The sequence below is a fragment of the Streptomyces sp. NPDC013187 genome, from assembly GCF_042899705.1.
Lineage (GTDB): Bacteria > Actinomycetota > Actinomycetes > Streptomycetales > Streptomycetaceae > Streptomyces > Streptomyces hawaiiensis_A.
In genome coordinates, this window is record NZ_JBIBAF010000010.1 from 224,146 (window position 1) to 238,276 (window position 14,131).

A 14,131-nucleotide genomic window follows, 5' to 3' on the forward strand; every position below is an offset into this window, starting at 1 on the left:
CAGGTTGAATGGCCAGGAACGCTGGTAAGAGCGTGCGCATCACCACCGACCAGGGCGGAGGTCGTGACCATGTCTGTCGAAGGCGAGCGGACCTGGCCGGACGCGGCCGAGTGGACCGGGAAGATCTACAGCGAGGGCTGGCGGACCGCCGAGGGCGGCACGCGCCGGATCGTCGAACCGGCCACCGGGGAGGCGCTGGCGGAGGTGGGTCTGGCTTCTCCGTCCGATGTCGAACGGGCGGCTGCCCGGGCTGCCCGGGCCGCGCCGGAGTGGGCGGCGACCACCGCGTCCGACCGCGTCGACGTACTGATGCGCGCGGATCGTGCCCTGCGTGAGCGCAGCGGAGCGGTTCGTGAATGGATCGTCCGGGAGACAGGGGGCGTTCCGGCCAAGGGCGACTACGAGATCGCGGCCGGTCTCGCTCAGTTGCGGCACGCGATCGGGCTCGCGTCACAGCCCCCGGGCGAGGTCCTCGTACCCCAGGTTCCCGGCGGTACGAGTCTGGCGTGGCGGGTGCCGCTCGGGGTCGTGGGGGTCATCACCCCGTGGAACGCGCCGCTGCTGTTCGCGATGCGGGCGCTGTCACCGGCGCTGGCCCTGGGCAACACCGCCCTCCTCAAGCCCGATCCCCTCACCCCGGTCTCGGGCGGGGTCCTGGTCGCGCAGCTGTTCGCGGAGGCCGGGCTGCCCGAGGGCGTGCTGCACGTCCTGCCGGGCGACGCGGTGACCGGGCGCGCGGTCGCGGCCGACCGCCATGTCGCGATGATCTCGTTCACCGGCTCCACCGAGGCGGGGCGGGAGGTGGCCCGGATCGCCGGCGAGGGACTCAAGCGCGTGTCCCTGGAGCTGGGCGGCAAGAACTCGATCGTCGTCCTGGAGGACGCGGACGTGGAGGCGGCCGCCGCGGCCGGGGCCATGAGTTCCTTCGGATACCAAGGCCAGGCCTGTGTCGCGGCCGGACGTCATGTCGTGCACGCGGATGTCGTCGAGGCGTACACCGAGGCGCTGGTCCGGCAGGCGAAGGCGCTGCCGCTGGGCGACCCGCGTGACGAGGGTGTGGCGCTCGGTCCGGTCATCAGCGAACGGCAGGCGGCCCGGATCGCACGGATCGTGGACGAGAGCGTGGACGCCGGAGCACGCGTGCTGACCGGAGGCACCCGCGAGGGGCTCTTCTACCCGCCCACCGTGCTGGACCGGGTCGACCGGGCCATGCCCGCCTTCCAGGAGGAGATCTTCGGACCGGTCGCACCCGTCATCCCGTTCCGCCACGAGGACGAGGCCGTGGAGATCGCCAACGACACGGCGTACGGCTTGACCGCCGCCGTCCACTCCCGGTCCGCACCCCGGGCGACCGCACTCGCGCAGCGGTTGCGCACAGGCATGATCCACATCAACGACGTGTCCGCCAAGGACGCCGCGAACGCGCCCTTCGGCGGCATGGGGATCTCCGGCAACACCACCCGCATCGGCGGCACCGCCAGCCTGGAAGCGTTCACGCAGTGGCGCTGGATGACGGCACCCGGGCCGTCGTGACCCCGCCCCGGGGCGGAGCGAAATCTTTCGACCTCGGCACCGAATGCTGCGAGACCTATTGACGACCCGTCAGGTGCCGCTCATATCATCCAGGACGTTCGGTAGGACAGTCGGCGTTCGGCATACAGAACGCAGCCCCCGCCCGCCCTTCATGGCAGCGCCCCTCATCCCCAAGGCGGATCTCGAATGACATGGACAGGTCATACAGTCAGTCGCCGTGCGGCCCTTGCCACGACCAGCGGCCTGGCGGTCGGCGCCCTGCTGCCCCACGGAACGGCGGGAGCCGCCGCGGCCGGAGCGGCCGCGAGTTACACGAACCCCGTGATCTGGCAGGACTTCGCGGACATCGACATCATCCGCGTCGAGAACACCTACTACTGCTCCGCCTCGACGATGCACTACTCGCCGGGCGCCCCCGTCCTGCGCTCGTTCGACCTGGTCAACTGGGAGATCGCCGGTCACGCGGTGCCGGTCCTCGACTTCGGAGCCAAGTACGACCTGAGCGGCGGACGCGGCTACGTCAGGGGAATCTGGGCCTCGTCCCTGGCGTACCGTCCCGCCGACCGGACGTTCTACTGGCTCGGCCAGATCGATTTCGCCCGGACCTACGTGTACACCGCCAGATCCGTCGAGGGGCCGTGGAGCAGGCACGCGACGCTCCCTCAGGTGTATTACGACGCGGGGTTGCTGGTGGACGACGACAACACCCTGTACGTGGCGTACGGCAACGGCACGATCAGCGTGGCCCAGTTGTCCGCTGACGGCCGCAGCCAGGTGCGGACCCAGCAGGTGTTCAGCACCCCGTCGAGCATCGGCACTCTGGAGGGCTCCCGCTTCTACAAGATCAACGGAAGCTACTACATCTTCCTGACCCGCCCGGCCAACGGCCAGTACATCCTGCGGTCCACCAGCGGCCCCTTCGGCCCCTACGCCCTGCGGCAGGTCCTGCTCGACCTGCCCGGGCCGATCTCCGGCGGAGGCGTTCCGCACCAGGGCGGGCTGGTGCGGACCCAGAGCGGTGCCTGGTACTACATGGCCTTCATCGACGCCTACCCCGGCGGCCGTATGCCCGCCCTGGCGCCCGTCACCTGGACCTCGGACGGCTGGCCGGTCGTCCAGCTCGTGAACGGCGCGTGGGGCAGGTCGTACCCCGGCCCGGTCGTACCCCCGCCACCCCGGCAGGTCACTCCCCTGACCGGTGCCGACACCTTCGACGGAACGGTCCTCAAGCCCAGGTGGGAGTGGAACCACAACCCGGACAACGGCAAGTGGTCGGTGAACAACGGCCTGACCCTGCGCACCGCCACCGTCACCGACGACCTGTACTGGGCGCGCAACACCCTCACCCACCGCATCCAGGGACCCACGTCCACGGCGACGGTCCAGCTCGACCACTCCGCGATGCGGGACGGCGACCGGGCCGGACTCGCGCTGCTGCGCAACTCCTCCGCCTGGATCGGCCTGAAGCGGGACGGCGGTGCGACGCGGGTGGTCATGGTCGACGGACTGACCATGGACGGCAACTGGAACACCACCGGCACGGGGATCGAGCGGGCAAGTGCGAGCGTGCCGGGCGGACGCCTCTGGCTGCGGGCGAACGCCGACATCCGTCCTGGAGCGTCCCGGCCCGGCACCTTCTCCTACAGCACCGACGGCGTCACCTTCACCCGCCTGGGCCCCGCCTTCGCCATGGGCAACGACTGGCGGTTCTTCATGGGCTACCGGTTCGCCCTCTTCAACCACGCCACGCAGGCGCTGGGCGGCTCGGTCCGCGTGGCACGGTTCGAACTGTCCACCCCCTGAACGACCCGCCCTGCCGCTGCCGCCCCACCGCTCGCCTCACCCGCAGTCAACCGACGAGGAGGCAGGGACGCGGCACCCCCGCCCGACGGAGGTGCCGTGTCCGAGCGTGTCAACGACCCGCGTGGGCAGGCATCACGAGCCGCCGCGTCGGGTGTCCCGGACGAGCCGCCAGTCCTGCGAACCGTCGCCGGCCGCGCTCTGGAGGGTCAGCGGCCCACCCGCGGTCGCACCGGTGAGGTACAGACCGGTGTTCTTGGCCGACTGGAGCTTGTAGGAACCGTCGGCGTTCTTGACGAGGTTCCAGCTGCCCGTGGAGCTGTCGTCGACCCACTGGCCGATCCGCTGGCCGGCCGTCGCGCTGCCCGTCCAGATGGCCGCCGCGCGTCCGCCCGACTTGTTGAGCAGCGTCGTACCGCCCTTCGGCTCGGTCACCACGTGCCAGTACTGGGTGTCCGGGTTCGCCGCCGCGCCGGCGTCCTCCAGGACCACGTCGGGGACGTTCCCGTTGCCGATGTTCGCGTCGTTGGTCCTGTTGCCGGTGCCGATCACCTGGCCGGTCTTGCGGTTCACCAGCCGGTAGTAGGCACCGTCCGAGTCGCCGAGGTCGACCTCGGCGTAGGCGATCTGCGACGTGCCCTGGTTGTTGAGGATCGCGACGCGGCCGGTGCCCTCTACGTACTGGAGGTTGCGGCTGTAGCCGGGCTGCGAGGTCGTCTGGTACTCCGTCCACACGCCGTCGCTGCGTCCGCTCTCGTTGACCCAGACGTTGCCGCTGTTCGCCGCGTTGTAGACCAGGCGCCCGTCGGGCAGTTGGATAAGGACCGGGCTGCCGCCGCCGGAGAGCGGACGGGAACCGGCGGTGACGGGCAGTGCGCCCACGGACATGCCGGTCTGGGTACCGCGGAAGAACTTCAGCGGGTCGTCGGCGATCACGTACCTGGTGTTGGCCCCGCCGCCCCAGTACTCGAACGTCAGCATCCACTTGTCGTCGGTCGTGCGGACGACGTTGGTCATGCCCGGCCGGCCGCCGCCGACCTCCGACTTGCCGCCTCCCATGTCCTGCACCGAACCGGCGAGGTCGACGACGGCGTCGCTCCACTTCGTGGCACTGCCGTCCCACGTGCGGTGCGCCAGGATCTGGCCGTGCGAGTCGGTGGCGGTGCCGTTGGCGGGGTCGGGCTTCGGGGCGCCGGTCTTCGGGTCGAAGCCGAGGTAGTCGTTCTCGTCGGAGTAGTAGCAGACCAGCTTGCCCTTGTAGACCATCAGGTACGGCTCCCAGAGGGGATCGACCTGCTTGGTCTTGTTCGCGTCGGCGATATTCCGGCCGATGGCACCCGCGCTGCCGCCCTGCCAGCCGCCCGTCGCGACGATGTTGAGGACCTTCCAGGTCTTGCCCTCGTCGCTGCTGGAGTACAGGGCGATCGCCAGGTCACCGCGGTCGCCGTCGTTGCTCGGCGTCCAGCCGGGGTCGGCCGCCTTGTGCTCCTTGTAGTAGGCGTCGTCGCCCGAGACGACGCTCGCCAGAAGCAAGGTGCCCGCCTTGAGCTTTCCGACGTTCTGCGGAAGCACGTAGAGGTACGGGTTCGTCCAGTTGCTCGTGTACTTGGCGTACTTGGGATCCTTGGACAGGTACGCGGGTGCCTTGACCTCGGACAGCGGCTGCCAGCTCGTACCGTGGTCGTCGCTCTTGTAGACGGGCAGGGTCTGGCCGTCGGCGCTTCCCGACGTGGGCACGACGGTGGACTTCTCGAACGAGGCGACCAGGCGCCCGCCGGGCAGCTGTGCCGTCTTCGGGTAGACCGCGCAGTTGCCCCGGCCCTTCAGGCACGGCTCGCTGCCGAGCTGGTAGAGGATCCCGCCCGTCGGGTTGTACGCCTGCGCGCTTCCGGCGGGTATCGCCAGCAGCGCGGAGGCCGCAGCGAAGGTCCCCAGGGCTCTGACCGTCCTGGTTGTTCTGGTGGTCCCTTTCGGGGACGACCACGGTGCGGCTCGGTTCATCGGTGGTGTGCCTCCTCTATTCGGTTGCTGCGACGAAGACGCGCACGTCCCACGCGCCCAGTGAGACGAACGTGCCGGCCTGTTGCGCCCCGCCGTCCAGGACGTCGGTCAACTGCACCGGTGCTTCGACCCGGGCGGGTTCGAAGCTCCAGTTGTGGACGATGTGGACGCGACGGCCGTCGGCGGCCGTGCCGGTGGTGACGGTGACGGACGCGGGGAGGTCGCGCCAGCCGCTGCGGGGCTCCGGCGCGAGCCAGGTGGCGAGCGCCCGGGCGAGGCCACGGCCGGGGACCGTGCCGACGTGGGTGACGCGGCCGGCTCCGTGGCGGCGGGTGGTGAGCGCGGGCCAGCGTCCGAAGTGCGGGTGGTCGTATTCGCCGAGGACGTCGGCGTCGGTGACGGTCAGGCCGTCCACCCAGTGGGTCGCCGTCGCCTCCTCCGGCACCTCCAGGGGGCTGCCGGCCGCCGCTCGCACCGGGAGGGCGCCGGTGAGGTTGCTGAACTCGTCGTACGACACCCCCGCGGCCTCGGTGAGGCGTCCGGGTGCCGCCTCGTGCCGGGCCCGGGCCTCATGGTCGGCGTAGCCGGTGCGGGGGCCGAGGACCAGGTGGCCGCCCGCGTGGGCGTAGGCGGCGAACCAGTCGAGCAGCTCGTCGTGGGCGATGTAGAGCGCCGGAACGACCAGGACCGGGTGGCGGTGCACGGCCTCCTCGGGGGTCAGGCCCTCGTTCTCACGGCTGGGGTCGTGCAGTTGGCGGGCGTGGACGATGCGGACCTGGCGGTCGGCCTCGAAGGCGCCGCGGTAGAAGGGGTCGAGAATGCGGTGGTAGGCGGCCGGGTCCGGTTCGCCGGCGGCGTTCGCCAGCGGCGGGTACTTCTGCATCAGCCACTTGCTGGGCGTGGAGTAGACGACCGTGATGTCGGCGTCCGGTTCGAGGTCCGCGACGAGCGCGCCCGCCCGGTCGAACTCGGCGCCCAGCCGGGCGATCTCGGCGTGCGTCCGGCCGGGCTGCCCGGTGTGCGGCAGGACTCCGCCCCAGTACGTCTCGGCGCCGAAACGCAGCGTCTGCCACTGCCAGTACTCGATCATCCGCGCGCCGCGCCCCACGTGCGCCCACGCGGCCTGTCGCCACTGCCCGTCGTAGCCGGGCCGGTTGTCCCAGCAGAAGCCGATGGAGTTGGCGTTGGTCTCGGTGACCAGGAACGGCTCCTGGCGGGAGGAGAACATCCAGTCCGCCGTCTGGTACATCGACCAGACGCCGGTGGTCTTCCAGACCTGTTCGTGCTCGTCGGGCGTGGGGTCGGGCAGCAGCAGACCGTCCTGCATGTCGTAGTACGGGTTGCCGGAGGCGATGTCGAGCCGGGCGGACAGCTCGTCGTCCGCGACGCCCTGCCGGGTGTAGGAGATGCAGGTGGTGACGAACTGTCCGGGGAGGGCGTACTCACGGACGATGTCCGCCTGCCAGCCGATGAACTCGGTGACCTGGCGGGCCTGGAACTCCCGCCAGGCGACGTCGTACTGCGGCTGTTCGTTGCCGTCCGGGGTCCACAGGTCGGCCCAGGTGGACAGCCGGTGCGACCAGTAGACCAGGCCCCACTCGCGGTTGAGGGTCTCGACGTCCCCGTACTTCTCCCGCAGGTGGTCCGTGAAGCGCTGGAAGACGCCGTGGTTGTGGAAGAGGTGCAGACCCGGCTCGTTGTCCACCTGCCAGCCGATGACCGCCGGATGGTCCGCGTACCGGGCGACGATCTTGCGGATGACCCGCTCGGCGAAGAAGCGGAAGGCCGGGTGGGTGAAGTCGACCTCCTGGCGGGCTCCCCAGCCGATGCGCTCTCCGGTGCGCCGCTCGCCCGTGATCTCGGGGTATTGGCGGGCCAGCCACGGCGGCACCGCGTAGGTCGGTGTGCCGAGGATGACGGAGATGCCGCGTTCGTGGGCACCGTCGAGAACCGGCTGCAGCCAGTCGAGGTCGAAACGGCCGTTCTCGGGCTCCCAGGTCGACCAGACCGACTCCCCCACCCGGATCACGGTGAAGTGCGCCTCGGCCATGAGGTCGAGATCGGCCTTCAGCCGTTCGTCGGGTCGCAGGCCGGCGTCGTACGTGGGGGTGTACTCGTGGTAGTACGCGGCACCGAACAGAACGCGGGCGGGCAGATCCGCCATGGGAGGAACCTCCGTGAACGAGAAGGGGGGTATGAAGCGCTGCGCGCGCCCTACTGCTTGACGCTGCCGGCGGCCAGGCCGCTCTGCCAGTAGCGCTGGAGCAGCAGGAAGGCCGCGACGAGGGGCACGATCGAGATCAGGGAGCCGGTCACGACGAGGGGGAGCATGTCGCTGCTGGCGCCCGCGCCACCGTTCTGTGCCTGCTCCGCCCAGGAGGACAGTCCGACCGTGATGGGGTACAGATTCGGGTCGTTGAGCATGATCAGCGGCAGGAAGTAGTTGTTCCAGGTCGCCACGAGGGTGAAGAGCAGGACGGTCACCAGGCCCGGGGCCAGCATGCGCAACGCGATCCTGAAGAAGATCCGCGCCTCGCCGGCCCCGTCGATGCGGGCCGCTTCCAGGAGGCTGTCCGGGACGGCGTCGGCGGCGTAGACGCGCATCAGGTACAGGCCGAAGGGATTGACGAGTGAGGGAAGGATGACGGCCCACGGGGTGTTGACCAGGCCGACGTTGGCGAACAGCAGGTAGGTCGGAATCGCGAGGGCGGTGGCCGGGACCATGATGGCGCCGAGGACCAGGTTGAAGGCCAGGCGGTCCCCGCGGAAGCGGAACTTGGCGAAGCCGTACCCGGCGGCGGCCGCGAGCAGGGCCGCGCCGAGCGCACTGACTCCCGCGTACACGGCGGTGTTGAGCAGCCAGTGCACGAAGACGCCGTCGTCCTGGGCGAAGGTCGCCCGGATGTTGGTCAGCAGCTGTGGGGCGTCGGAGAACCACAGGCCGAAGCTGTCGAACAGGTCCTGGGTGTTCTTGGTGGAGGCGATGAGCAGCCACAGCAGCGGCAGCAGGAAGTAGGCGAGCGCGGCGAGCATGGCGATCGTCAGCGGGGTGCTGCGGCGGGATCGGGACCGGCGGCGCGGTGACGGCGCCGGGGTGTGCTTCCGCTCGGTTCTGCCGGCGGCTGTGGTGCCCGCGGGAGTGGTCATGGTCACGGGGTCCTCCTGCGGTTCGCCGTGAGCAGGACGCCGTAGGAGGCGATGACGATGACCAGGCCCAGGAGGAAGGAGACCGTGGCGGCGTAGTTGACCTGCTGGCCGGTGAAGGCGAGGGAGTAGGCGTAGAGGTTGGCGGTGTACGAACTGCTGATGACGTCGGGGGCGATCTTCATCAGCAGGTTCGGCTCGTTGAAGAGCTGGAAGCTGCCGATCACGGAGAACAGCAGGGTCAGCAGCAGGGCGGGTCTCAGCGCGGGCAGTTTGACGGACCTCGCGATGCGCCAGGGGCCGGCGCCGTCCATCGCGGCGGCCTCGTACAGCTCGTGCGGGATGGTCCGCAGGGCCGCGTACAGGATGATCATGTTGTAGCCGACGAACTCCCAGGTGACGACGTTCGCGAGGCTGCTGAGCATCCATCCGTCGCTGAGGAAGTTCGGTGCCGGGACGCCGAGTTCGCGGCTCAGCTGGGCGAACGGGCCGAAGTCCGGCCCGTACAGATATCCCCACATGAGGGCCGCGACGACGCTCGGCACGGCGTACGGCACGAAGATGCCCAGCCGGATCACTCGCGCCAGCCGCAGCAGTCCGCTGTCCAGCGCGAGGGCGAACACCAGCGCCAGCCCCAGCATCAGCGGGACCTGGATGAGGAAGAACAGCGCCACGCGGCCGACACCGCGCAGGAGCAGGGGGTCGGTGAGTGCGGTGACGTAGTTGTCCAGGCCGACGAACACCGTTCCACCGACGAGGCGTTCCTGGAAGAGGCTCAGGTAGGCGGCGTAGCCGAGCGGGGCGAGGAAGAGCAGCAGGAAGAGGATCAGGAACGGGGCGACGAACAGGGGGCCGGCGACGCGGCGGCGACGCGGTCCGGCTCCCTTCGGCCTGGAGGCGGGTTGTGCGGTGGCGGCGGTCATGTCACGTTCCCTTGACGGTGAAGCCCTGCTTCTTGGCGTAGGTGGTCAGGCGCGTCTGCCAGGCACCGAGCGCGGCGGCCGTGTCGGCCTTGCCGGCGAGGGACTTGCCGACGGTCTCGATCCAGTCGGTCGCCGCCTGGTCGTAGAAGGGCGGCCACTGGAAGGCGGGGTCGACCGTGTCGCCGATGGAGGCGAACAGCTCGTTGACCTTCTGCCCGCCGTAGAAGGAGGCGGCGTCACCGGTGAAGGAGGGGTCGGTGAGCAAGGACTTGGTGGCCGGGAAGAAGGACTGCTCGGTGGCGAAGAGCTTCGCGCTGGCGGGGTCGCTGTTGAGGAACTGGGCGAACTGCGCGGCGGCGATGGCGTTCTTGGTCGAGCGCAGGACGGCGGTGGTCGAGCCGCCCCAGTTGCCGGAGGCCGGCTTGGACGTGTCCCACTGGGGCAGCGGGGCCGCGCGCCACTTGCCGGCGGTGGACTTGGCCGAGCCGGACAGGAACGCCGGCCCCCAGGCCGCGGTGAGCCAGGTGGCGTACTTGCCCTTGTTGAAACCCGCGTACCAGCCGTCGGTGAAGTCGGGGTCGGTGCTGATGACGCCTTCCTTGGCGAGCCCGCCCCAGTACGCGCCGAGCTTCTCGGAGACCGTGTCGTCGACGCTGAGGGAGAGGTCACTCTTGCCGGAGACGCCGTACGGGTGCGCGCCCGCCTGCCACAACAGGCCGTGCCAGGCGGCGGGTTCGTTGGCCGCGAGGTTCGTCAGGTAGACGTCCGGGTCGGCCTTGTGCAGCTTGCGGGCCGCGGCGGCGAAGTCGTCCCAGGTCTTGGGGACCTGGATGCCGTGCCGGTCGAAGATGTCCTTGCGGTACAGCATTCCCATCGGGCCGGTGTCCTGGGGTATCGCCCAGACCTCCCCTTTCGGGCCGCTGACCTGCCCCCACGTCCAGTCGACGAACTTGTCCTTGAGGGCCGAGGCGCCGTGCGGGCCCAGGTCCAGCAGGCTGTCCGTGATGGTGAACGTCGGGACCGCCTGGTACTCGATCTGTGCCAGGTCCGGGGCTCCGCTGCCGGCCTTCAGCGCGGTGCGCAGCTTCGTGTAGTGCTTGATCCCCTGGCCGGCGTTGACCACGTTGACCTTGATCGCGGGGTACTTCTTCTCGAAGAGGGCGACCTCGCGCTGGATGTTCGGGACCCAGGTCCAGAACGTCAGCTGGGTCGGCGTCCGCATCGCCTTGTCGATGTCGGACTTGCTGACCGGCTTGGCCGCGGCGGAGGAGCCGCCCGAGTCGCCACCGCCGCCACAGGCGGACAAAGCCGCGCCGAGGGACACCGCTCCGGTGGCGGTGAGGAAGAACCGGCGGCTCAGTACGGACGAAGGGATGGGGGTTCTGGACATGCTGGACTCCCGCCGGGGCGAAGGAAGAGGGAAGGCAGAGGCCGGCAGCGGCATGCCCGGGGAAAGCGAGGTGACGAAGCGGGTGAACCGGTGGCCGCGGACGTCGGGGTGGCCGAGCCGGGACACAGGTCCTGCGAGGTGGGTGGCCCCGAGTGGGCGGGTCCTTGGACCGGTCGGCCCGCCGGTGGTGGGGCTTGTACGGGTGGACAGTGCGGTACCAGGACGGGGCCGGCGGATGTCCGCTCACGTCGTGGTGCCCTCGCACCCCGCGGGTGACGCAAAACCGGACGTGGCGTCCCGGTCAGGCAGCCGGAGGAGCGTGAGCCTCGCCGGCCAGGGGCTGCACGGTATGTCGCACCGGCCCCGAGCCCGTCCGGGCCGGTGGCGGCGCGGTGGAGGAACGGACGACGAGCTCGACGGGTTGCCCCTGCGCCGTCGGCAGCTCCGCCTCCGGGTTCTCGATGGCGTGGACGAGCAGCCGCAGCCCCTCGTCGGCCACCGCGTCGAACGGCTGGCGCACCGTCGTCAGCGGCGGACGGACGTAGGCGGCAAGCGGGATGTCGTCGAAGCCGACGACGCTGACGTCCCGGGGCACCCGCAACCCGGCTTCGGTGAGGGCGCTGATCAGGCCGACGGCCATGTCGTCATTGGCGGCGAACACCGCCGTGACGTCGTTCCTGGCGGCCAGCCGGCGTCCTGCCGCGTACCCGGACACGGCGGACCAGTCGCCCTCGGTGACCGGGGGCTGCTCACGGCCACGCGCCGCGAGCGCCTGCCGCCAGCCCGCCAGCCGGTCCCGGGCGGCGAACCACCGCTCGGGGCCCGCGAGGTGATGAACCGTCGGGTGTCCCAGGTCCAGCAGGTGCTCGGTGGCGGCCCTGGCCAGCGCCTCGGAGTCGACCCCTGCGGCGATGGTCCGCTCCCCCGTGCGGGCGCCGGCCGGCGCCCCGAGGACGAGCACCGGAACCTCCGACGGGAGCGGATCGGCGTCCTCGTCGATGGGCTCCGACACGACGATGCCGTCCACGCCCCGCTCCAGGAGTGACTGCACGGCGCCGCCGACGCCGGCTTGGTCGCCTTCGAGGGTGTTGACCACGCTCAACGCGTACCCGGCGTCCCGCGCGGCCCGCTCGACACCGAGGAGCAGCGAGGCGGGACCGTAGAGGGCTGTTCCCAGCGCCACCACGCCGATGGTCCGGGACCGCCCAGACGCGAGGGCCCGTGCCGCGCTGTTCAGCCGGTAGCCGAGGCGGTCGGCCGCCTCCAGCACGCGGCGGCGCACCTCTACCGAGACGTATCGCTCGCCGTTGAGGACCCGTGACACCGTCTTCTGGGAAACACCCGCGGCCCGGGCCACGTCGACGCCTCGCGGTGCGGCGGAACCGCCGTCCCGCCCCCTTGCTCGCGTCATGGCGTCTCCCGGTGTGCGGTGGATCGGATCGTGTGGACGGCGTCGGTCGCCCGCCGTGCCGGGCGGGTGACTGCGCTGTCATGACTGCGCAGACATATCAACGCAGTCGAGCGGGCCGCGTCAAGACTTCGTACGAAGTCGGCTTGGTCCGCGGCCCGGGCTCACGGGGATTCGCCCTATGGTCTGGACCGGACGGCCAGTGCGGGCGGGGGCGGACGGGGGTGCGCCGGGCCAGGTGTCGGGAGCCACCCGCTTAATGACCGAGATGAACGAGGCCGATCTACGGGAGACCAAAGCCGGAAGGATTGTCGTCAAACCGGGCTGTGACATGAAGTCGCCGCACGAACTCGGGCCCGATCCAGTCGAGGCCGAGGCGCTGAAGGTTCGACTCGACGATCTGCACCGGGCGAAGATCCGGCTCGCTGATGAGGTGCTCGTGGTCGGCGAGCACACCGGAGACAGCACCCGAGCCGAAATCGCCTACGCCCGGTCGCTGGGCAAGCCCGTGCTGTTCACCCACCCCGAAGTCGATCCTGACGCCTGACCGCGCGCTGCCACCTCGACAACCAGGGCAAGCTGCCCGACGCCTGACCGTCCCGCGGTGGCTTCGGCCGTCGCCCACCCCACACCCTCCACAGGCATCCCTTGGACAGACGGCGAGCCAGGCCAGGGTGCGCTCTACGGTCCAGCGGTGGCGGCCCGATCCCCGCGAGGACTCCACTCCCCTGACGTCGCGACGGCGCCCCCGGTACCACCCGCTGGAACAACTCCCACGACGTGTCCGGCACCAACCCCTCGATCACCCCCGCCACGACCCACGGAATGGGCCTCGGCCTCGGCCAACCTGCTCGGCAAGCGCCTGGTGCGCCGGCCGCTGCCCCGTACTTCGTAGATCTCGCAGCCCACGGCCTCCAGCTGCCGAGCAGCCAACTGAGCTGACGTCTCAGGTCCGGCCACCCCGCCGCCAAGGCCGTAGCTTCTGCGGGTTGCGGACGGCCCAGATCCCGGTGACGCGCCCTGCGGAGACGTCGAACGAGGCCACGGTCATGACGATGCCGTCCCGCTGGGCCACCAGGCCGGGCCTGCCGTTGACCGACCGCTCCAGCAGTTCGAGTCCCGGTGCCTTGTCGGCGATGGTGACCATGTACTGGGCGATGCGCGTGCCACCCTCGACCGGGTGCCGCGCGGCGCCGGCCACGCCGCCGCCGTCGGCGGTCATCACGGCAGCCGGGTCGAGGAGACGGACCAGGGCGGCGATGTCCTTGCTCTCCCAGGCTTCTTTGACGTGCCGCACCACGTCGGCCTGGGCGGTCGCCCTCTCCCGGGAGCGTGCGGCGCTCACCCGCCGCCGCGCGGAGGCCGCAAGTTGTTTGCACGCCGCCGGAGTTCGGCCGAGAACGTCGGCGATCTCGGCGAACGGGTACCGGAAGACATCGTGCAGGACGAACGCCACCCGCTCGGCGGGCGTCATCGACTCCAGGACGACGAGGAAGGCCACCGTCACCGACTCGTCCAGGACGATCTGGTCGGCGGGGTCCGCGGGGCCGGTGGGGCCGGAGCCGTCCGCGGGGTCCCACTCGGCGCGGTCGGGCAGCGGCTCGGGGAGCCACACACCGACATAGCGTTCACGGCGGGCCCGGGCGGAGCGCAGCAGGTCCAGGCAGATGCGGCTGGTCACCGTCGTCAGCCAGGCGCCGGGGGAAAGGATCTCCTCCCGTCGGTTTCGCGGCAGCGCGTACCAGCGTGCGTAGGCCTCCTGCACGGCGTCCTCGGCCTCGGTGACCGAGCCGAGCAACCGGTAGGCGACATTGATCAGTTGGCGTTGCTCGCCGGCCATCGCATCCGCGCCGGTCCCGGCCGTCCCCATATGTCGGCGCCCCCTCGCCTTACCTTTCGCGCCCCCGCGTCGTCGGGCTGTCGAGACCTTAT

General features: G+C 70.5%; 9 protein-coding genes and 1 pseudogene. 3 read left to right on the forward strand and 7 right to left on the reverse strand.

Going from position 1 to position 14,131, the window contains the following annotated elements; all coding sequences use genetic code 11:
- Positions 1-69 precede the first annotated feature (69 nt).
- Together ACFY5B_RS22875 and ACFY5B_RS22880 are read left to right on the forward strand one after the other, a co-directional pair.
- Entirely contained in the window at positions 70-1,533 is a 1,464-nt protein-coding gene (locus ACFY5B_RS22875) for an aldehyde dehydrogenase family protein (RefSeq protein WP_389971971.1), read from the forward strand.
- A gap of 186 nt (positions 1,534-1,719) precedes the next feature.
- Positions 1,720-3,336 (forward strand): glycoside hydrolase 43 family protein, encoded by a 1,617-nt coding sequence (locus ACFY5B_RS22880; RefSeq protein WP_389971973.1) that lies wholly within the window; start codon positions 1,720-1,722, stop codon positions 3,334-3,336.
- Positions 3,337-3,468: 132 nt separating this feature from the next.
- Here ACFY5B_RS22880 and ACFY5B_RS22885 read toward each other — a convergent pair whose 3' ends face one another.
- The 6 genes from ACFY5B_RS22885 to ACFY5B_RS22910 all read right to left on the reverse strand — a co-directional run bounded on the left by ACFY5B_RS22885 (position 3,469) and on the right by ACFY5B_RS22910 (position 12,202).
- Positions 3,469-5,334 (reverse strand): RICIN domain-containing protein, encoded by a 1,866-nt coding sequence (locus ACFY5B_RS22885; RefSeq protein ID WP_389971975.1) that lies wholly within the window; start codon positions 5,332-5,334, stop codon positions 3,469-3,471.
- A gap of 16 nt (positions 5,335-5,350) precedes the next feature.
- Positions 5,351-7,498, reverse strand: a complete 2,148-nt coding sequence (locus tag ACFY5B_RS22890) for a beta-galactosidase (protein WP_389971977.1) — start codon at positions 7,496-7,498, stop codon at positions 5,351-5,353.
- A 50-nt stretch (positions 7,499-7,548) separates the two neighbouring features.
- Positions 7,549-8,481: a carbohydrate ABC transporter permease gene (locus ACFY5B_RS22895; protein WP_389972201.1), complete on the reverse strand. Its 933-nt coding sequence runs from the start codon at positions 8,479-8,481 to the stop codon at positions 7,549-7,551.
- Positions 8,482-8,483: 2 nt separating this feature from the next.
- Positions 8,484-9,401 (reverse strand): carbohydrate ABC transporter permease, encoded by a 918-nt coding sequence (locus ACFY5B_RS22900; protein ID WP_389971979.1) that lies wholly within the window; start codon positions 9,399-9,401, stop codon positions 8,484-8,486.
- 1 nt (position 9,402) lies between these two features.
- Positions 9,403-10,791 carry an ABC transporter substrate-binding protein gene (locus ACFY5B_RS22905; RefSeq protein ID WP_389971981.1) on the reverse strand — a complete coding sequence of 463 codons (1,389 nt, stop codon included), beginning with the start codon at positions 10,789-10,791 and terminating at the stop codon, positions 9,403-9,405.
- A gap of 301 nt (positions 10,792-11,092) precedes the next feature.
- Entirely contained in the window at positions 11,093-12,202 is a 1,110-nt protein-coding gene (locus ACFY5B_RS22910; protein ID WP_389971983.1) for a LacI family DNA-binding transcriptional regulator, read from the reverse strand.
- Between the two features lie 235 nt (positions 12,203-12,437).
- On the opposite strand from ACFY5B_RS22910, the pseudogene ACFY5B_RS22915 reads away from it, so the two are divergent.
- Positions 12,438-12,746, forward strand: a pseudogene (locus tag ACFY5B_RS22915) (hypothetical protein); the annotation flags it as partial.
- Between the two features lie 399 nt (positions 12,747-13,145).
- Here ACFY5B_RS22915 and sigJ read toward each other — a convergent pair.
- Positions 13,146-14,069, reverse strand: coding sequence for an RNA polymerase sigma factor SigJ (gene sigJ / locus ACFY5B_RS22920; RefSeq protein ID WP_389971985.1), 924 nt, complete (start codon positions 14,067-14,069; stop codon positions 13,146-13,148).
- Between the last annotated feature and the right edge of the window lie 62 nt (positions 14,070-14,131).